The organism is uncultured Pseudoflavonifractor sp., assembly GCA_904419835.1.
Classification (GTDB): Bacteria; Bacillota; Clostridia; order Oscillospirales; family Oscillospiraceae; genus Pseudoflavonifractor.
In genome coordinates this window covers 1-20,258 of sequence record CAJFTA010000007.1, presented here as the reverse complement: position 1 = coordinate 20,258, position 20,258 = coordinate 1, and the positions used below count along the sequence as shown (strand labels likewise).

The window sequence follows — 20,258 nt, the reverse complement described above, 5'->3', positions numbered from 1 at the left end:
ACAATTTTTTACCAGTTCACTCCGACCGTTCCAGAGCTGCCCGCCCGGAAAAAAACAGAGCTGCGCAGGCGGCCGGAGCACTCCGGTCACCTGCGCAGCCACAGAGAAAACACCGCCTCAGAACAGAGTCATCTGGCTGGTATCCGGCATTCCATCCATGGCGCCGGCGGCTTTGAGCAGCTCGATATGGGTTTTGGACACCTTGGGGCAGGCGGCGGAGAACTCCTCTACCGAGATGAACTCCTTGCCCTCCCGCTGTTCCATGATGGACCAGGCAGCCGTCTCGCCCAGGCCGGGAATGGCCGAAAAGGGCGGAATCAGCGCCTTGTCGTTGGTCTTGCTGAAGATAAAGTTGATGGCGTGGGACTTGTACAGGTCCACATGCTCAAAGGTGAAGCCGCGGAGATAGAACTCGTAGCACACTTCCAGGGTGGTGAGCATGTCCTGCTCCACGGCGGTGGCCTCCTTGTCCTTGGCCTTGATCTCCTTCATCTTGGCCTTCACCACGTCCATGCCACGGCACATGTAGGTCTCGTCAAAGGCCTTGGCCCGGATGGAGAAATAGGCCGCGTAGAAGGCCAGAGGCCGGTGGACCTTGAACCAGGCAATGCGGAAGGCCATCATCACGTAGGCCACGGCGTGGGCCTTGGGGAACAGGTATTTGATCTTCTTACAGGAGCCGATGTACCAGTCGGGCACGCCGGCGGCCTTCATCTCGTCCTCCGCGCCCTCAGGCAGGCCTCTTCCCTTTCGGACCGACTCCATGATCTTAAAGGAACGCTTCTCCGGCATGCCGCAGGAGATAAGGAAGAGCATGATATCATCGCGGCAGCCGATGGCCTGTCCGACCGGGATACCCTGGTTGACGATGAGGTCCTTGGCGTTGCCCAGCCACACGTCGGTGCCGTGGGAGAAGCCGGACAGACGGATCAGAATATCAAACTCGCTGGGGCTGGTGTCCTCCAGCATGCCCCGGACAAAGGAGGTACCGAACTCGGGGATGGCCACCGCGCCGGTGGGGCCCAGCACCGGGTCGTCCACAAATCCCAGCTCCTCCGAGGAGGTGAAGAGGGACATGGTCTTCTTGTCGTCCAGGGGGATGTCTGTCCGGGCGTTGACGCCGGTCAGGTCCTCCAGCATGCGGATCATGGTGGGATCATCGTGTCCCAGCATGTCCAGCTTCAGCAGGTTGGACTCCATGGAGTGATATTCGAAATGGGTGGTGACAATGTCGGTATTGGGGTCGTCGGCGGGGTGCTGGACCGGGCAGAAATCGTAGATCTCCCGGTTCTGGGGGATGACCACCATGCCGCCGGGGTGCTGGCCGGTGGTACGCTTGACGCCGGTACAGCCGTGGGCCAGCCGGTTCTCCTCCGCACGAGGCACGTGGATGCCCCGCTTCTCCAGGTACTTCTTCACGTAGCCGAAGGCGGTCTTCTCCGCCACCGTGCCGATAGTGCCGGCCCGGAACACGTGGGTCTCACCGAAGAGCTCGAAGGTATACCGGTGGGCTTTGGCCTGGTACTCGCCCGAGAAGTTCAGGTCGATATCGGGCACCTTGTCGCCGCCGAAGCCCAGGAAGGTCTCGAAGGGGATGTTGAAGCCGTCCTTGGCATACTGGGCGCCGCAGACCGGACACACCGCGTCGGGCATGTCTGCGCCGCAGCCAGCTCCCAGCTCCTTGGCGATTTCAAAGTCGGAGTGCTTGCAGTTGGGACAGCGGTAGTGGGGCGGCAGGGAGTTTACCTCCGTGATGCCCGACATGAAGGCCACCAGAGAGGAACCCACGCTGCCGCGGGAGCCCACCAGATAGCCGTGCTCCAGAGAGTTCTGCACCAGCTTCTGGGCGGACATGTAGATCACATCGTAGTGCCGCTTCAGAATGTCTCCCAGCTCGGCGTTGATACGGTCGGACACAATCTGGGGCACCTCTTCGCCGTAGAGGGACTTGGCCTTCCCCCACACCAGCCGGGACAGCTCCCCGGCGGAGTCCTCCAGCTTGGGGGCGAACAGCCCCTTAGGCAGAGGGTTGATGCGGTCGCACCAGTCGGCCACCAGGTTGGTATTGCGGACCACCACGTTGTAGCAGTCCTCCTTGCCCAGGTAGGAGAACTCCTCCAGCATCTCCTCGGTGGTCTTGAAGTACAGGGGCAGCGGCGCGTCGCAGTCCTCAAAGCCCTTGGTGTCCAGCAGGATATGGCGGTAAATCTCGTCCTCCGGGTCCAGGAAGTGGACGTCGCCGGTGGCGCACACAGGCTTGTCCAGGGCCTTGCCCAGGGCCACGATGGTACGGTTGAAGTCCCGCAGCTCCTCCTCGCTCTGGACCATGCCCTTGCGGAGCATGAAGGCGTTGTTGCACAGGGGCTGAATCTCCAGGAAGTCGTACCAGGAGGCGATGCGCTTGAGCTCGTTGAAGTCCTTGTGCTTGACCACAGCCTCAAAGAGCTCGCCCGCCTCACAGGCGGAACCCAGAATCAGGCCCTCCCGGTGCTGGTTGATGAGGCTCTTTGGCATGATGGGGTACCGCTTGAAGTGCTCCAGGTGGGCCTTGGAGATGAGGGTATACAGGTTCCGCAGGCCCATGTTGTTCTTGGCCAGCACAATCAGGTGCTTGGGCTGGCGGCGGGCCTTGCCCTTGACCCGCAGGCGGGTCATCTCCGGGTTGATGGACTGGAGGGTGTGGATACCCAAGTCCTGGAGCATCCTGAAGAAGGGCACCAGCATGTAGGCCACCATGCCGGCGTCCGCGTCGGCCCGGTGGTGCTTGAAGGGCGGCAGCCGCAGGTGCTCCGCCACAATGTCCAGCTTGTACTTGCCCAGGTCGGGCAACAGGTTCTGGGCCAGGATCAGGGTGTCGATGGAGGTCTTTTCAAAGGGAATGCCGTATCGGCGGCAGCCCTCAGCGATGAATCCCATGTCGAACTCGGCGTTGTGGGCAGCCAGGGGGCGGTCCCCAGCGAACTCCAGGAAGGCCCGGATGGCCTCCTCCTGAGAGGGCGCTCCCTCCAGCATCTTGTCGGTGATGCTGGTCAGCTCCACGATCTCCCGGCTCAGAGGACGGCCGGGCGAGACAAAGGTATCGAAGGTCTCGGCGATCTCGCCGTTGCGCAGGATGACCGCGCCGATCTCGATGATCACGTCCCGCCGGTTGTCCAGACCGGTGGTCTCGATGTCGAAGCAGACCACCTCACCGGTGAAGTCCTGCTCCTGCTCCCCGTGGACCACCACACGATCGTCCACGTCGTTGATGTAATAGGCCTCCACGCCGTAGAGCACCTTGATGTTCTTGGCGGCGTGCCAGGCGTCCGGGAAGGCCTGGGCCACGCCGTGGTCGGTGATGGCGATGGCCCGGTGGCCCCAGCTCTCCGCCCGCTTGACCACCGCTTTGGCAGGGGTCAGGGCGTCCATGGAGGACATGGTGGTGTGGAGATGGAGCTCCACCCGCTTCTCCGGGGCGTTGTCCTGCTTGGTCTCCTTCTTCCCCTCCATGACGGCGTAGGGCTCCAGCACCATCTCGCCGGAGAACCGGTCCACCGTCAGCTTGCCCTGGACCAGAAGGTGCATACCCTCCTTCACGCTGTCCACAATGGGCTTGCCCTCGTCGCCGGGACAAAACTTATTGATATGGATGGAGCCGGTGTAGTCGGTCATGTCAAAGCCGATGACCCAGGCGCCCCGCTTCTTCAGCTCCTTGTGCTCCACGGCAAAGACATCGCCCTTGACGGTGACGGTGCCCATGTCCAGGTTCAGATCCTTCATGGCCGTGGCCTCGCCCTTGATCTCCCGGCGGCCGAAAATGAGCTTGCCGCCTCCCTTTTTGCTGTCCTGCTTTTTTGCAGCAGGGCGGCATACCTTCAGCTTCTGGAGGGCCTGCCGGCGGATCTCCTCAGTGCGGCGGAAGGCCGCCTCGGCCCCGGTCTCCTGCTGGGCGGGCTCCCGGGGCGGGGACGACGGCTCCGCAGCGGGAGACGCCTGCTCCACGGGAGGCTCTGGGACAGGCTCCGGCCGATGCTCCGCCGCGGCAGGCGCCTCGCTCTGCGGACGCAGCAGCTCCAGCACCACCCGGCCCGCCCGATAGGTGTCGGCCAGGGAGCGCTCCCACCGCCGGCGCAGGTCGTCGGCGGGCAGGGACGGGCACTCCACCCGGGCGGAGATGGACCGGGCGGCCCGGTCAATGACCGCCCCGGTGACGGTGCACCCGGCGGCCAGGGCTGCCAGCTCCTCCTCCGGCTGCCAGGCGGAAAACAATGTTAAAAAGGGTATCTTTTGCTCAGGCATGGCACCAACGCTCCCACACACGGTTTCGCTCCGGACCAGGGAAAACGCCCTGCGGTCCGCTCTCTTTACAGCTCGTCAATCATCTGGAACAGCTCGTCCACCAGCTGCTCCTGGGGCACCTTCTTCACAATCTCCCCCCGGCGGAACAGCAGGCCCACGCCGTCTCCCCCGGCGATGCCCACATCGGCGGCGGCGGCCTCGCCGGGGCCGTTGACCACGCACCCCATCACCGCCACGGTGACGGGCTTGGTCACAGCCTGGAGCCGCTCCTCCACCTGCTGGGCCAGGCCGATGAGGTCGATGCGGGTGCGGCCGCAGGTGGGGCAGGAGATGAGCTCCGGGCCCTCCTTCCGCACGCCGGACACCTTCAGGATATCCCGGGCGGCATACACCTCTTCAATGGGGTCGGCTGACAGGGACACCCGGATGGTGTCGCCGATGCCCATGGCCAGCAGGCCGCCGATGCCCACCGCCGATTTCAGTACGCCCATTCTGGGCGTGCCCGTCTCGGTGACGCCAAGGTGTAAAGGATAATCACTTTTCTCACTCATCAGCCGGTAGGCCGCCATGGTGATGGGCACACTGGAGGACTTGAGAGAGATGCAGATATCGTCAAAGTCATACCGGTTCAGCAGGGCGATGTGGCCGAAGGCGGATTCCACCAGGGCCTCGGCGGTGACGCCGCCGTATTTGGCCAGCAGAGGCTTCTCCAGGGAGCCGCCGTTGACGCCGATGCGGATGGGAAGTCCTTTTGCTTTACAGGCATTGGCCACGGCCTTCACCCGGTCCTCCCCGCCGATGTTGCCGGGGTTAATGCGCACCGCGTCGCACCCGGCGGCCACGCATTCCAGCGCCAGCTTGTAGTCAAAGTGGATGTCCACCACCAGGGGGATGTGAATCCGCTCCCGGATGGCGCCCACCGCCCGGGCTGCCGCCATGTCAGGCACTGCCACCCGGATAATCTGGCAGCCCGCGGCCTCCAGGCGGAGAATCTGCTCCACCGTGGCCGCCACGTCGTCGGTGCGGGTATTGCACATGGACTGGATGGTCACCGGCGCGCCGCCGCCCACGGCCACGCCGCCCACCAGAATCTGCTTTGTCATAGGTATCTCCCCCGTTCGCCATATGTCTAGGGCTTGTTTGAATATTGGCAATGTGCGCAGTGGCGAGGAATTTTGGCCGCTGGCAAGCAATTTTTTTGCGGGATCCCGACGGATTTCAAGGAAAAATTGGGCCGTCCAGCGGTCAAAAGGTCCGCCAATTGGGCCTGTTGACAATATTCAAACAGGCCCTAGGGACAGGCACCTCCCCTCCCGTACAGGAGAAGAGGTGCCTGTTGGGAGACTGGTGTCTCCCCTTTTATTTTCCGAACAGCTTGAGCACATCGGAGCAGGCCACCAGAATCATCAGACCCATGAGGAAGATGAAGCCGGCCGCGTTGATATAGCCCAGATACTTCTGGGGAATATGCCGCCTGGAAAAGAGGCTGTAAATTTTATCCACAATGAGGAACAGAATCTGTCCCCCGTCCAGGGCGGGAATGGGCAGCAGGTTCATCACCGCCAGGTTGATAGCGATGAAGGCCACAAAATAAGCGATGCTGCTGGCCACAGCCGCCACCCAGTTCTGCCCGGTGGACTGGGCGGCCTCCTGGGCCTGGGTTCCCACGTCGCTCATCATGGTCACAATGCCCACCGCGCCGGACATGTCCCGGATGCCCACCGCGCCGGTGACCAGGTCGCCCAGGCTGACCCAGACCAGGCGGATGGTATCAATGGAATTATACCAGGCCAGCCGCAGCCGGTCAAATGCATTGGCTTCCTGAATCGTAAAATTGACGCCCCGCTTGAGGACCTGGTTGCCGTTCTCATCCAGCACCGGGCTGCCGTTTTCGTCCACCATGGCCAGCCAGGGCATGGACAGGTCCTCCAGCTCTACCCGCTCTCCGTCCCGCACCACGGTGATGTCCATCACCTCGCCGGCGCGGTTAAAAAACAGGCTGATGTCCTCCTGGAGATAGATGTCATGGCCGTCCACCTCCACAATCCGGTCCCCCGCCATCAGGCCGTCCTCGCCCTGGGCGGCAAAGCCGTCCATAAAGCCGGCGATGACCGGGCTGATATAGCTGGTGGTGCCCGCAAATAGGACGACGAAAATCAGCACACCGCTGACAAAATTCATGAACGCCCCGGCGGCCAGTACAATCAGCCGCTGCCAGGTGGGCTTGTTGCCAAAGGCCCGGGGGTCCCCCGAGTCCTCCTCCTCCCCCTCCATGGCGCAGAAGCCGCCGATGGGAAAGAGACGGATGGTATACTCGGTCTCCCCCTTCTGCCGGTGGAAGATGCGGGGGCCCATGCCGATGGCGAACTCGTTGACCTTCACGCCCACGGCCTTGGCCGCGGCGAAGTGGCCGAACTCATGGACCGCGATGAGCAGCCCGAACATCAAAATCGCGATGAGGATATAGACGATGATCATAAAATGTTTCTCCTAGCGTTGGGTTCCCTGGGCGGACAGCACCGCGTCCCGGGCCGCTCTGTCGGCGGAGAGAATCTCGGCCAGCCCCCCGCCGTACACCGGGGCCACCTGGCTGAGGGCCCGCTCCACCAGGCGGGGAATGTCCATAAATCCAATCTTCCGCTCCAGGAACAGCCCTACCGCCGCCTCGTTGGCGCCGTTGAGCACTGCGGTTGCGGTGCCGCCCGTCCGGGCCGCGCCGATGGCCAGCCCCAGGCAGGGGAAGGCCTCCATGTCCGGCGGCGCGAAGTGGAGGGGCGGGCAGGCCAGCAGGTCCAGGGGCTTTGCCACCGCCTGCGTCCGGGCGGGCCAGGTGAGGGCGTACTGAATGGGCAGGCGCATATCCGCGCTGCCCAGCTGGGCGATCATGGCATTATCACAGTATTCCACCAGGGAGTGAACTATACTCTCCCGGTGAACCACTACGGAAATTTTCTCCGGCGGCATGTGATAGAGCCGCATGGCCTCGATAAACTCCAGGCCCTTGTTCATCAGGGTGGCGGAGTCCACGGTAATCTTGGCGCCCATGGACCAGTTTGGGTGCCTGAGGGCCTGGTCCAGGGTGACGTGCTCCAGCTGCTCCCGGGTATACCCGAAGAAGGGGCCGCCCGAGGCGGTGAGAATCAGCCTGCGGACCTCTCCCCTGTCCCGGCAGCCCTGAAGGGACTGAAACAGGGCGGAGTGCTCCGAGTCCACGGGGACAATCTCCGCGCCGCAGCGCTCCGCCTCCGACATCACTAGCTCGCCGCCGCAGACCAGGGTCTCCTTGTTGGCCAGGGCAATGCGCTTGCCCTGAGCGATGGCCGCCAGGGTAGGCTTCAGCCCCACCATGCCCACCACTGCGGTGATCACCGTATCGGCGGAGGGCAGGGCGGCGGCCTCCTCCAGCCCTTCAGGGCCGGAGGCCACCCGGGTGTCCGTGTCCGCCAGCCGCACCCGCAGATCGGCGGCCGCGGCCTGGTCCATCATCACCGCCAGCTCGGGTTTGAACCGCCGGGCCTGCTCCTCCATCCGGGCTGCATCCCGGTTGGCGGTCAGGGCCGCCACGGTCATGCCGCAGGCGGAGATCACGTCCAGGGACTGCCGGCCGATGGAGCCGGTGGAGCCCAGGAGAGAAATTCTTCTCATATCCGCAATCCACTCCTTATCCGTTCTTCCCTGCTGGCTGTTACACGCTGAGGGCGGGCATCCAGTAGATGAGAATCTCAATCAGAGGGGCGCAGAAGATAACGCTGTCAAACCGGTCCAATACGCCGCCGTGGCCGGGGAAGATGTTGCCGAAATCCTTCAGGCCGTACTGCCGCTTGATATAGGAGAAGGACAGGTCTCCCAGCTGGGACACCAGGCTGCCCAGCAGGCCATAGATGGCCAGGAAGAGGTAGTTCACCTTCAGCTGGAACCCAAACTGCATCACCGCGCCGTAGATCAGGCAGCAGATGACCGCGCCCACCAGGCCGCCCACAGCGCCCTCCACCGTCTTTTTGGGGGAGAGCTCGGGGGCCAGCTTGTGCCTGCCGAAGGCCATGCCCGCGAAGAGGGCGAAGGCGTCGCTGGTGAAGGCCGCCACCAGGGGCAGGAGAATCAGGTAGTCCGCCAGGGGCATCTGATCGATCCGCACAAAGGTGGACAGGAAATAGGGGATGAGCATGGCAAAAAAGAAGGAACCGCCCATCTTCTCCAGGGTCACCGTGTAGTGGCTGGAGATGGCCACCACGAAGATGCAGACGAAATAGATGAAAATGCCGCACAGCGCCGAGCGCATGCCCTGTCCGATGTACACCCAGAAGGGCACCACGCCGGACAGCGCGATGGACAGCCCAGAAATCCAGGCGTTCTTCACAAAGCCCGTGGACCACAGGACCTCGTGGAGGGCCACCATGGACAGGGCGGAGATCATAATGGGGATAAAGATCTCAGGGAGCACAAAGAACACCACAAACAGGAGCGGGATACACACCACCGCCACCGCAATTCGCTTAACCATTGATGACACCTCCGAATCTCCTCTGGCGGTGCTGGTAGGCGGCCAGCGCCCGGTGGAGCTCGTCTCGATTGAAGTCCGGCCAGAGCACGTCTGTAAAATAGTATTCCGCATAGGCCGACTGCCAAAGCAGGAAATTGGAGATTCGCTTCTCCCCACTGGGCCGGATAACCAGATCCGGGTCCGGCACCCCGGCGGAAAAGAGATAATTGCCGAACCGGGCTTCCGTCAGATGGTTGGGATCAGCCTTTCCGGCGGCGCAGTCCAGCGCGAAGGCTTTGGCCGCCCGCACCAGCTCATCCCGCCCGCCGTAATTCAGGCAGATATTGACCTGCACGCCCTCATAGTGTCTGGAGATCTCCCGGGTCTGCTCACATAAATCCTGGAGCTCCTGGGGCAGCGGGGACAGGTCGCCGAAAAAGCACATCTTGACCCGGTCCCGTTCCATCTTGCTGATGGCCTCCAGCAGGTACTTCTTCAGCAGGCCCATGATGGCGGAGACCTCTTCGGCGGGGCGCTTCCAATTTTCAGTGGAAAAGGCGTAAACCGTCAGGTACTCCAGGCCGATCTCCTTGCAATAGGTTGCGATGGTGCGGAAGTTTTCCGCACCGGCGGCGTGGCCCGCCGTGCGGGGCAGGCCCCGCTTCCTGGCCCAGCGGCCGTTGCCGTCCATAATGATGGCCACATGCCGGGGCAGATGGTCGAAGTCCACCAGAGCTGCGGTGTCTTCCTTTGGCTTAAAAAATGGCATGATATCCTCTATCCTTTTATCCATGAACTGGCGCAGAGACAGGAGACGCGGATTGCCACGCCGGCACGGACGCGGACTCTTCTCCGGCGGCGCCGGAGCGCGCCCACGACATGCTGGCGTGGCAATCTGCGGCACAGGCCCGGGCGGGCCGGCCCCGTGCGTATGCGTTCACTGGGCCGGGAAGGCCGTTACACGGCCATCAGCTCGGCCTCTTTCTTTTCGGTCAGCTCGTCAATCTGCTTGCAGCGCTTGTCGGTCAGATCCTGGAGCTCCTTCTCCAGTTCCTTCCGGTCGTCCTCGGTAATCTCGGACTTCTTCTCCATGGACTTGAATTTATCCATGGCGTCCCGGCGGATGTTGCGGATGGCCACTTTGCCCGCCTCGGCGTACTTGCGGACCTGCTTGGTCAGCTCCTTACGGCGCTCCTCGGTGAGCTGGGGGAAGTTCAGGCGGATCACCCGGCCGTCGTTCTGGGGATTGATGCCCAGATCGGAGGTCTGGATGGCCTTCTCAATGGCCTTGAGCAGCTTGGCGTCCCAGGGCTGGATGACCAGGCTGCGGGGATCGGGGGAGGAGATGCCGCCCACCTGGTTGAGGGGAGTGGGCACGCCGTAATAGTCCACAGTGATCTTGTCCAGTACGGCGGCATTGGCGCGGCCGGCGCGGACGCTGGCAAAGTCGCTCTTCACCACGTCCACCGTCTTCTGCATCTTTGCGTCAAATTCCTTGTTGGCTTCGTTCATCTCACTGTGCCTCCTTGACAATTGTTCCGATTTTTTCTCCCATAACCACCCGGTAGATGTTCTCCGGGTCTTTGAGGGCGAAGAGAATAACAGGGATCTTGTTATCCATGGAGAGAGAGGTGGCGGTGGAGTCCATCACCTGCAGGTGGCGGGCCAGGATCTCATCATAGGTGATGGAGTCGTACTTCACGGCGGTGGGATCCTTGTTGGGGTCAGCGGAGTAGACGCCGTCGATGTTCTTGGCCAGCAGGATGGCGTCGGCGTCAATCTCGGCGGCCCGGAGCACCGCGGCGGTGTCGGTGGAGAAGAAGGGATTGCCGGTGCCGCAGCCGAAGATAACCACCCGGCCCTTCTCCAGGTGACGGATGGCGCGGGAGCGGATATAGGGCTCGGCAATGGAGCGCATCTCAATGGCGGTCTGCACCCGGACCTCCACCTCCATCTGTTCCAGCACGTCGGCCAGAGCCAGACAGTTGAGCGTGGTGGCCAGCATGCCCATATGGTCGGCACGGGTCCGCTCCATCTTTCCGCCGCCGTCCTTCACGCCGCGCCAGAAGTTGCCTCCGCCCACGACCACGCCCACCTGGACGCCCGCGTCGCTGCACTTTTTGATGACGCTGCACACGCTGTTGATCACGTCAAAGTTAAGGCCCCGGGAGGCCTCTCCCGCCAGTGCCTCGCCGCTGATCTTGATGAGCACTCGCTTATACTGAGGTTCCGTCATAAACTCGACCCTTTCGTTTCCATATTTATTTCCCCGCAGGGGAGCATTGTAATTCACTTTATTTTAATATAACTTTTCTCGTTTGCATAGGGGGTGAAGTAAGATTTTTCAATTTGTTCTTAATTTGTCTCTCCCGCTCCCCCCGCCGGATTGACAATCCATTTTTTGACGGCTAAAATAAAGACAGCGGATTCAACTGCTTTACACCGGATTTTCCGGCTGTCCGGCCTGTTACTCTTGATTTGACAGCGCATCTTTGTTCCCTCGCCGCTGGAAAGGAGCCGTTATGTCCATTAAAATTACGTCCGACAGCACCTGCGACCTCTCTCCCGAGCTGATCAGCCGCTATCAGGTTGAAATCGTCCCGCTTACCATCGTCAAGGATGGTAAGCCCTACCGGGACGGGCTGGAGATCACCCCCGGCGATATCTTCCGCCATGTGGATGCAGGCGGAGACATCACCTCCACCACCGCGGTCAGCGTGGGCGAGTACCGGGATGTGTTCGCCCGCCTCTCCCCTGTCCACGACGCGGTCATTCACATCAACATCAGCGCCGAGTTCTCCTCCTGCCATCAGAACGCCTGCATCGCGGCCGAGGAGTTTGACAACGTCTACGTGGTGGACTCCCGCAATCTCTCCACCGGCCACGGGCTGGTGGTCATCGAGGCCGCCCTGGCCGCCGAGACCGGCATGGCCCCCGAGGAAATTATCTCCTATCTGAAAGACCTGACCGGCCGGGTGGAGGCCAGCTTCATCCTCAACCGTCTGGACTACATGGTAAAGGGCGGCCGGTGCTCCGCCGTGGCCATGCTGGGGGCCAACCTGCTCCGGCTCAAGCCCTGCATCGAGGTGAAGGACGGCAAGATGGGCGTGGCCAAGAAATACCGGGGTACCTTTGAAAAGTGCGTGCTGGACTACGTGAGGGACCGGCTCCAGGGCCGGACCGATCTGGAGACCGACCGGATTTTCATTACATACTCCACCGCGCCTCAGGACACCGTGGACCAGGTGCGGGCCGCCATCGCCAAGTACGCCCCCTTTAAGGAGATTCTGGAGACCAGGGCGGGCTGCACCGTGTCCACCCACTGCGGCCCCAACACCCTGGGCATTCTCTTTATCCGCAGCAAATAATTATAAAAGGCACTGCGGCAGCCGGGCATTTGCCTGGCCGCCGCTGCTTTTGTCCTTGAGAGATTGAATTTATAATTACGGAGAAGCACTATGCATACGGCACGGCTGCAAATTCGGAGGTTTCAGGCAGACGATTTGGACGACTTATTTAATCTGCTGTCTGATGAAGAAGTGATGAAATACCTGGAAGCGCCATACACAAGAGAAGCGGCCGAAGCGTTTCTGCGCCGGTGCGGGATGGCAGATCCGCCGCAGATCTATGCAGTAGAGGACTTCCATCAGGCGTTTATCGGGTATGTCATTTACCATCCCTACGATGCCGGCTCCTATGAAATCGGCTGGGTCCTGCATAAGCGCCATTGGGGCATGGGCTATGCCAGCGAGCTGACGCAGTGCCTCATTGAGGATGCACGAGACAAGACGGACAATCTAATCATCGAGTGTCTGCCCGCCCAGACCGCCACAGGGAACATTGCGCTGAAACACCGGTTCTCGTTTGTGGAACACAGAGACGGCCTGGATGTGTACAGACTTTCCCTGAAATGAACAACAGCCCTGACACCTGCGTGTGTCAGGGCTGTTGTTTCGTCTCTCAGGCGTGCTCGCCGCCCATGAGCAGGAACATGACCGCCTTCTGGGCGTGGAGGCGGTTCTCGGCCTCGTCGAAGATCTCGCCGGCGTGGGCCTCGAAGACCTCTGCCGTAATCTCCTCGCCCCGATGGGCGGGCAGGCAGTGCTGCACCATGCAGCCCTCGTGGGCCAGAGCCATGAGGGCGTCGTTGACCTGGAAGCCGGCAAAGGCCTTCTCCCGGGCGGCCTTCTCCCCCTCCTGGCCCATGGAGGCCCACACGTCGGTGATCATCACGTCGGCGTCCACGGCGGCCTCCTCCGGCGTCCGGCAGAGCTGGAATTTGCTGTCTGTGACGGTCTTGGCGAAGTCCAGCACCTTCTGGTCCGGGTCATACCCCTCGGGGCAGGCCACCGACACGTCCATGCCGCACTTCAGGCCGCCCACAATGAGGGAGTTGGCCATGTTGTTGCCGTCGCCGATGAAGCACAGCTTCAGCCCCTCCAGCCGGGCCTTGTGCTCCCGGATGGTCATCAGGTCGGCCAGCACCTGGCAGGGGTGGGCGAAGTCGGTCAGGCCGTTGATGACCGGGATGGAGGCGTACCTGGCCAGGGTCTCCACCTCGTCCTGACCGAAGGTGCGGATCATGATGCCGTCACAGTACCGAGAGAGCACCCGGGCGGTATCCTCAATGGGCTCGCCCCGGCCGATCTGACTCTCCTTGCCGGAGAGAAACAGGGCGTGGCCCCCCAGCTGGAACATGCCGGTCTCAAAGGAGACGCGGGTTCGGGTGGAATTTTTCTCAAAGATCATGGCCAGGGTCTTGCCCTGGAGGTAGTTGTGGGTCAGCCCGTGCTTCTGGTTGTACTTCATCTGGTCGGCCACGTTGAGGATTTTGATGATGTCCTCCTTGGTCAGATCCAGCAGCTTGAGCAGGTCCTTCTGCATGTTCCGATACTCCTTCCGTTACAGTTCCTTGAGGGTCTTTTCCATAATCTCCAGGCCCTTGTCCATCTCCTCACGGGTGATGGTCAGCGGCGGCAGCAGGCGCAGGGCCTTGCCCGCCGTCAGCACCAGCAGGCCGTTGTCAATCAGTTTGGCGGCCAGCTCCTTATTGGTGCGTCCGCCAGCCACCTCCACGCCGATCATCATGCCCAGGCCCCGGGTAGCGCCCAGGCAGTCCAGGCCCATCTTCTCAATCCGGGCCCGGAGGTAATTCCCCTTCTCCTTAACCCGGGCCAGGGTGTCCTCGTCCAGGATGTCCAGCACCGCCAGGGCCGCAGCGGCGCAGATGGGGTTGCCGCCGAAGGTGGTGGCATGGGTGCCCGGCCCCAGCACGTCCCGGCACTTGTCCCCCGCCATGAAGCCGCCCATGGGCAGGCCGCCGGCAATGCCCTTGGCGAAGGACACCGCGTCGGGCAGGATGCCGTACTGCTGGAAGGCGAAGAGGGTGCCCGTCCGGCCCACGCCGGTCTGGACCTCGTCCACCAGCAGCAGCCAGTCCCGCTCGGCGCAGAGCACCGCCAGCTCGTGGACAAAGTCCTGGTCCATGGGCAGCACGCCGCCCTCACCCTGGACCAGTTCCAGCATGACGGCGCACACGTCGTGCCCCGCCACCTCGGCCACGCTCTCCATGTTGTTGGCCTCGGCGTACCGGAAGCCGTCGATGAAGGGGAAGAAATAGTTGTGGAACACCTCCTGGCCGGTGGCGGTCAGGGTGGTGATGGTGCGGCCGTGGAAGGAGTTCTTCAGGGTGATGATGGTGCCCCTGCCCTTGCCGTACTTGTCAAAGCTGTACTTGCGGGCCAGCTTGATAATGCCCTCGTTGGCCTCAGCGCCCGAGTTGGCGAAAAAGACGTCCGCCATGCCCGCCCGGCGGCAGAGCTGCTCGGCCAGCTTGGCGTAGGGCTGGGAGTAGAACAGATTGGAGATATGGGCCAGCTTGCCGGCCTGGTCGGCCACCGCCTTCACCCATTTGGGGTGGGCGTAGCCCACCGAGTTGACGCCGATGCCGCTGGAAAAGTCGATGTATTCCCGGCCCGCCAGGTCGTACAGCGTGGCGCCGCTGCCGTGGTCCAGGTCCACGTCAAAGCGGCCGTAGGTCTGCATGACATACCGGCGGTCCAATTGTCTCAGCTCTTCATGGGTCATTTGACTCTCCCCCTTGGCGGGCCCGCCGCAGCGCGGCAGAGCCTTTTATTTGATTAAAGCAGCATAGTACCCACGCCCTCGTCGCTCAGCAGCTCGATGAGGATGGAGTGGGGAATCCGCCCGTCCAGAATAATGGTGCTCCTGACGCCGGAGCGCACCGCCTCCACGCAGCAGTCCACCTTGGGGATCATGCCGCCGGTGACGACGCCGTCCTTCACCAGGCCGGGCACCTGGGACAGCTCCACCACGGGCAGAAGGGTGTCCTCGTCGCTTGGGTCCCGCAGGAGGCCCCGCACGTCGGTGAGCAGGATGAGCTTTTCGGCGTTGAGGGCCACCGCCAGCTTGGCCGCGGCTGTGTCCGCATTGATGTTGTAGGCCGTCTCGGCGTCCTCCCCCTGGGCCACCGTGGAGATGACCGGAATGTAGCCGTCGTTCAGGCTGTCGTTCACAACGGCGGGGTTGACGTGGGTGATCTCCCCCACCAGGCCGTACTTCTCATCCAGCTGCCGGGCCATGAACAGCCCCGCGTCCAGGCCGCACAGGCCGATGGCGCGGCCCCCCATGTGGTTGATCATAGCGGTCAGGTTCTTGTTTACCTTGCCGCAGAGCACCTGCTGGACCACGTCCATGGTCTCCCGGTCGGTGTACCGCAGGCCGTCCACAAAGCGGGACTCCTTGCCGATCTTCTTCAGCATGTCGCTGATCTCCGGCCCGCCGCCGTGGACCACCACCACGTGGATGCCCACCAGGTGGAGCAGGATGATGTCGGAGATAACCGCGTGGCGCAGCTCGTCGGAGATCATGGCGTTTCCGCCGTACTTCACCACCACGGTCTTGCCGTAGTACTTCTGAATATAGGGCAGGGCCTCGGCCAGAACCTTGGCCCGCTCCACGTGGGAATCGGACATTGCCTTCGCCTCCATGGGGGCACCTCCTCAGGTTCTGTAATCCCCGTTGATTTTCACATAGTCGTAGGTCAGGTCGCAGCCCCAGCAGGAGGCCTCGTGCTCCCCCTCGTGGAGGCACACGTCGATGACCACACTGTCCCGGGAGAGGATGTTCTTGGCCTTCTCCTCGTCGAAGTCCACCCCGGAGCCCTTCTGGCACACCAGGATCTCCCCCAGGTCGGAGGCGAACTTCACGTCCACATACTCAGGCCGGAAAGGGGCCTTGGAGTAGCCCATGGCGCACAGCACCCGGCCCCAGTTGGCGTCGGCGCCGAACATGGCCGCCTTCACCAGTGGGGACCCCACCACCGCCTTGGCCAGGCGCTCGGCGCTCTCCTCGCTGCGGGCCTGCCACACCCGGCAGGTCACCAGGCGGGTGGCGCCCTCGCCGTCCCCGGCGATGCACTTGGCCAGGGACTCGCAGACATGGTGCAGGCCCTGGACAAAGAGGGTATAATTGTCGTCCTTCCACTCGATGAGGGGGTTGCCCGCCATGCCGTTGGCCAGCACCACGCACATGTCGTTGGTGGAGGTATCCCCGTCCACGGTGACCCGGTTGAAGGTGCGGGGCACGATCTCGTGGAGGGCGTCCTGGAGCAGCTCGTGGGTGATGGCGCAGTCTGTGGTGACAAAGCAGAGCATGGTGCCCATATTGGGGTGGATCATGCCCGAGCCCTTGGCGATGGCGCCGATGGTCACGGTCCTGCCGCCGATGACGGTGGTGACGGCGATCTCCTTCTTCTCCGTGTCGGTGGTCATGATGGCGTGGGCCGCGTCGTCGGAGCCGCCCTCCTTTTTCAGCTGTCCCGCCAGAACAGGCACCCCCGCCTCAATGGCGGCGATGTTCAGGGTCTGGCCGATGACGCCGGTGGAGGCCACCACAAAGTCGGAGGGCTTGAGGCCGGTGGCCTCCGCCGCCGCCTCGCACATCTTCCTGGCGTTCTCGTGGCCCTCGGGGGCGCAGGCGTTGGCGTTGCCTGAGTTGGCGATGACCCCCCGGGCCACGCCGTCCTCCAGGTGCTCCATGGTGACGTACAATGGCGCGGCCTTCACCCGGTTCATGGTGTACACCGCCGCCGCCGTGCACTCCTGTTCCGAGAGAATCATGGCAAGGTCCTTCTTGCCGGAGAGATAGTCGGTCATGGAGGAGATCACAGGCTGATTGCCGTCCGCCAGGCCCTTCTTCACGCCGCAGCGGATGCCGCCCGCCGTAAAGCCGATGGGCGCGGTGACGCCGCCGGAAATCTGCTTCATTGTTCACACTTCCCTTTCGGTGCCGGCGCATCCGCGCCGGTCTGTCCCTTTATTTTACAGCAAGGCCGGTGGTTTCGTCCAGCCCCAGCATCAGATTCATGTTCTGCACCGCCGCGCCGCTGGCCCCCTTGCCCAGGTTGTCAAAGCGGGAGACTATCAGGGTCTGCTCCCCGTTGCCGGTGACGGAGATCTCCAGGTTGTCGTACCCGGAGAAGGCGTTGGCCGCCAGCATGCCGGTCTCGCTCCCCCAGGGGGCCACCCGCACCATGGCCCGGTCCTCGTAGTAGCGGCCCAGCAGCTCGCAGATGTCCTGGGCCGTGGGCTTTCCCTTCAGCAGGGCGTTGTGGAGCTGAATCCCCGTGGCCATTCCCTTATAGTAGTCGTCCACAATGGGACTGAACACGGGCGGATGCTTCAGCCCGGACAGGGCCTGCATCTCGGGCAGGTGCTTGTGGTTGAGGCTTGTGCCGTAGATTCTCGGACTGTAAAGGGCTTCCGCCTTCCCGTCTCCCTCGTACTCGGCGATCATCTTCTTCCCGCCGCCGGAGTAGCCGGTGAGGGAAAAGCAGGTGACGGGATAGTCCGCGGGGAGGATATCCATGGCCACCAGAGGGGCGGCGATGCTGAGGAAGCCGGTGGCGTGGCAGCCCGGGTTGGCCACCCGCCTGGCGAACTTGATCCGCTGCCGCTGGCCCGCCAGCAGCTCGGGGAAGCCGTACACCCACCCCGCCGCCGTACGGTGGGCGGTGGACGCGTCAATCACCCGGGTATTGGGGTTATCGATGAGCCCCACCGCCTCCACTGCCGCCGCGTCGGGCAGGCAGAGAAAGACGATATCCGCCCCGTTGAGGTACTTCTTTCGCTCTGTAAGGTCTTTTCGCTTGTCATCATCTATCAGCAGGAGATTGATGTCCGCCCGGCCGGACAGGCGGTCGTAGATCTGAAGGCCGGTGGTGCCCTCCCTGCCGTCAATATACACATTGGCTTTCATGCTTCTCTCGCCTCGATAAACGCCTGAATATTGGCAATCTGCTGCTCTACGGCCTCCTTTGCAGGGCCGCCATAGGCCTTTCTGCCGTTGACGCAGGTTTTGAGCTCCAGGGCGTGGTACACATCCTCGTCAAAGGCCGCGGAGATGGCCCGGAAATCCTTCAGGGGCAGGGTGTCCAGGGTCTCGCCGGTCTTGATGCACATGTTCACCAGCCGGCCCACAATCATATAGGCCTCCCGGAAGGGCATGCCCTTCTTCACCAGGTAGTCGGCGCAGTCGGTGGCGTTGATGAAGCCGCCGGAGGCCGCCCGGCGCATGTTATTGGGCAGCACGGTCAGGGTGTCCAGCATGGCGGTGAACACGGGCAGGCACATCTCCACCGTGTCGATGGCGTCGAACACCGGCTCCTTGTCCTCCTGCATATCCTTGTTGTAGGCCAGGGGCAGGCCCTTCATGACGGTGAGCAGGGTGATGAGGGAGCCGTACACCCGCCCTGTCTTGCCCCGGACCAGCTCGGCCACGTCCGGGTTCTTCTTCTGGGGCATGATGGAGGAGCCGGTGGAGTAGGCGTCGTCCAGCTCCACGAACTTGAACTCCCAGGAGCACCAGAGGATGATCTCCTCGGAGAACCGGGACAGGTGCATCATCAGGATGGAACAGGCGGAGAGGAACTCAATGGCAAAGTCCCGGTCGGAGACCGAGTCCATGGAGTTGTCGGTGGGCTTTTGGAAGCCCAGGGCGGCGGCGGTCTGGAACCGGTCCACCGGGTAGGTGGAGGTGGCCAGGGCGCCCGCGCCCAGGGGGCACTCGTCCATGCGCTCCAGGCAGTCCTCCAGCCTCGTCACGTCCCGGCGGAACATGTTGGCATAGGCCATCATGTAGTGGGCGAAGGTGGTGGGCTGGGCCCGCTGGAGGTGGGTATAGCCGGGCATGACGGTCTCCAGATTGGCCTGGGCCTTCTTCACCAGTACCTTCTCCAGGTCCAGACACATGCGGATGATGGTGGGAATTTCCCGCTTGACAAAGAGGCGGAAGTCCACCGCCACCTGGTCGTTCCGGCTGCGGGCGGTGTGGAGCCGCTTTCCCGTCTCGCCCAGGCGGCCGGTGAGCAGGGACTCCACGTTCATGTGGATGTCCTCGTTGTCGGTGGTCAGCTCCACCCGCTCGGCCTTGATGTCCTCCAGAATGGCCTTCAGGCCGTCGATGATCTTCTCCGCCTCGTGCTCCTCGATGATGCCCTGCTTGCCCAGCATGGCGGCATGAGCCATGGAGCCCTCAATATCCTCCTGATAGAGCCGGGCGTCAAAGGTGATGGAGGAGTTGAAGTCGTTTACCAGGGTGTCGGTCTCCTTCTGGAACCGGCCTGCCCACAGTTTCATAAGCCATTACCTCACTTTTTGCTCTTTTGCGGCAGAGCCGGAGAGCAGGCGTCCCTCTGGCTGAGGGCGCCCGCCTTCCGGCTTTGTACGCGGTTCCTTATTTCAGCTTGCCTTGCTCCCGCAGCGCCTGGACGGTGTCGGGCAGGCCCCAGAGGTTGATGAAGCCCTGAGAGTCCTTCTGGTCGTAGTCGCTCTCCTCGAAGGTGACCAGGTTCTCAGAGTAGAGGGTCTCGGGAGAGGTGACGCCGGCGGTGATGATGTTGCCCTTGTAGAGCTTCAGCTTCACGGTGCCGGTGACGTGCTTCTGGGTCTCGGCGGCAAAGGCGGACAGCGCCTCCCGCAGGGGGGTGAACCACTTGCCGTTGTACACCAGGTCGGCGAAGTCCACCGCCAGCTTGCTCTTCATGTGGGCGGTGTCCTTGTCGATGGTGATCATCTCCAGCACCTCGTGGGCCCGGTAGAGGATAGTGCCGCCGGGGGTCTCATACACGCCCCGGTCCTTCATGCCCACCAGCCGGTTCTCCACGATGTCCAGCAGGCCGATGCCGTTGGCGCCGCCCACCTCGTTGAGCTTGCGGATGATGTCGCTGGCCTTCATCTTCTCGCCGTTGAAGGCCACGGGCCAGCCCTTCTCAAAGTCCAGGGTGATGTAGGTGGGGGCGTCGGGGGCCTGGATGGGGCTGACCCCCATCTCCAGGAAGCCGGGCTTGTCGTACTGGGGTTCGTTGGCCGGGTCCTCCAGGTCCAGGCCCTCGTGGCTCAGGTGCCACAGGTTCTTGTCCTTGGAGTAGTTGGTCTCCCGGGAGATCTTCAGGGGCACGTTGTGGGCCTCGGCGTAGTCG

Annotated in this window: 16 protein-coding genes and 1 pseudogene; 2 read left to right on the top strand and 15 right to left on the bottom strand. The window is 62.7% G+C overall.

The features are described from left to right. Positions 1-117: 117 nt before the first annotated feature. The 8 genes from QZY67_RS02220 to pyrH all read right to left on the bottom strand — a co-directional run bounded on the left by QZY67_RS02220 (position 118) and on the right by pyrH (position 10,994). On the bottom strand, positions 118-4,278 hold the full coding sequence (locus QZY67_RS02220) for a PolC-type DNA polymerase III (protein ID WP_295368339.1): 4,161 nt from the start codon (positions 4,276-4,278) through the stop codon (positions 118-120). Positions 4,279-4,343: 65 nt separating this feature from the next. Beyond that, positions 4,344-5,381: a flavodoxin-dependent (E)-4-hydroxy-3-methylbut-2-enyl-diphosphate synthase gene (gene ispG, locus QZY67_RS02215; protein ID WP_295368338.1), complete on the bottom strand. Its 1,038-nt coding sequence runs from the start codon at positions 5,379-5,381 to the stop codon at positions 4,344-4,346. 256 nt (positions 5,382-5,637) lie between these two features. Continuing rightward, a complete protein-coding gene (locus QZY67_RS02210) occupies positions 5,638-6,756 on the bottom strand; it encodes a site-2 protease family protein (protein WP_295368336.1) in 1,119 nt (372 codons plus the stop codon). Positions 6,757-6,768: 12 nt separating this feature from the next. Then, positions 6,769-7,923 carry a 1-deoxy-D-xylulose-5-phosphate reductoisomerase gene (gene dxr / locus QZY67_RS02205; protein WP_294535453.1) on the bottom strand — a complete coding sequence of 385 codons (1,155 nt, stop codon included), beginning with the start codon at positions 7,921-7,923 and terminating at the stop codon, positions 6,769-6,771. 40 nt (positions 7,924-7,963) lie between these two features. Then, positions 7,964-8,779, bottom strand: coding sequence for a phosphatidate cytidylyltransferase (locus tag QZY67_RS02200; protein ID WP_294535456.1), 816 nt, complete (start codon positions 8,777-8,779; stop codon positions 7,964-7,966). Then, positions 8,772-9,527: an isoprenyl transferase gene (locus tag QZY67_RS02195; protein WP_295368334.1), complete on the bottom strand. Its 756-nt coding sequence runs from the start codon at positions 9,525-9,527 to the stop codon at positions 8,772-8,774. The genes QZY67_RS02200 and QZY67_RS02195 overlap by 8 nt, the downstream gene beginning before the upstream one ends. Before the next feature lie 188 nt (positions 9,528-9,715). Beyond that, positions 9,716-10,270: a ribosome recycling factor gene (gene frr / locus QZY67_RS02190; protein WP_294535463.1), complete on the bottom strand. Its 555-nt coding sequence runs from the start codon at positions 10,268-10,270 to the stop codon at positions 9,716-9,718. A 1-nt stretch (position 10,271) separates the two neighbouring features. Further along, positions 10,272-10,994, bottom strand: a complete 723-nt coding sequence (gene pyrH / locus QZY67_RS02185) for a UMP kinase (RefSeq protein WP_295368333.1) — start codon at positions 10,992-10,994, stop codon at positions 10,272-10,274. A 286-nt stretch (positions 10,995-11,280) separates the two neighbouring features. Between pyrH and QZY67_RS02180 the strand changes: the two genes are divergently transcribed. Together QZY67_RS02180 and QZY67_RS02175 are read left to right on the top strand one after the other, a co-directional pair. Beyond that, positions 11,281-12,126, top strand: a complete 846-nt coding sequence (locus QZY67_RS02180) for a DegV family protein (RefSeq protein ID WP_294535470.1) — start codon at positions 11,281-11,283, stop codon at positions 12,124-12,126. Between the two features lie 90 nt (positions 12,127-12,216). Further along, a complete protein-coding gene (locus QZY67_RS02175) occupies positions 12,217-12,672 on the top strand; it encodes a GNAT family N-acetyltransferase (protein ID WP_295368332.1) in 456 nt (151 codons plus the stop codon). Positions 12,673-12,718: 46 nt separating this feature from the next. Here QZY67_RS02175 and argF read toward each other — a convergent pair whose 3' ends face one another. From argF to QZY67_RS02140, 7 genes and pseudogenes are all read right to left on the bottom strand, one after another. Next, entirely contained in the window at positions 12,719-13,642 is a 924-nt protein-coding gene (gene argF, locus QZY67_RS02170) for an ornithine carbamoyltransferase (RefSeq protein ID WP_295368330.1), read from the bottom strand. An 18-nt stretch (positions 13,643-13,660) separates the two neighbouring features. Beyond that, complete coding sequence (locus tag QZY67_RS02165; protein ID WP_294537056.1) at positions 13,661-14,845, bottom strand: aspartate aminotransferase family protein; 1,185 nt, start codon at positions 14,843-14,845, stop codon at positions 13,661-13,663. A 53-nt stretch (positions 14,846-14,898) separates the two neighbouring features. Beyond that, on the bottom strand, positions 14,899-15,768 hold the full coding sequence (argB, locus tag QZY67_RS02160) for an acetylglutamate kinase (RefSeq protein ID WP_295368329.1): 870 nt from the start codon (positions 15,766-15,768) through the stop codon (positions 14,899-14,901). A 12-nt stretch (positions 15,769-15,780) separates the two neighbouring features. Beyond that, positions 15,781-17,046, bottom strand: coding sequence for a bifunctional glutamate N-acetyltransferase/amino-acid acetyltransferase ArgJ (gene argJ / locus QZY67_RS02155; protein ID WP_295368328.1), 1,266 nt, complete (start codon positions 17,044-17,046; stop codon positions 15,781-15,783). Positions 17,047-17,095: 49 nt separating this feature from the next. Beyond that, positions 17,096-18,037 carry an N-acetyl-gamma-glutamyl-phosphate reductase gene (gene argC, locus QZY67_RS02150; protein WP_295368327.1) on the bottom strand — a complete coding sequence of 314 codons (942 nt, stop codon included), beginning with the start codon at positions 18,035-18,037 and terminating at the stop codon, positions 17,096-17,098. Further along, positions 18,034-19,416, bottom strand: coding sequence for an argininosuccinate lyase (argH, locus tag QZY67_RS02145; RefSeq protein WP_295368326.1), 1,383 nt, complete (start codon positions 19,414-19,416; stop codon positions 18,034-18,036). The genes argC and argH overlap by 4 nt, the downstream gene beginning before the upstream one ends. A gap of 97 nt (positions 19,417-19,513) precedes the next feature. After that, positions 19,514-20,258: pseudogene (locus QZY67_RS02140) on the bottom strand (argininosuccinate synthase domain-containing protein); the annotation flags it as partial.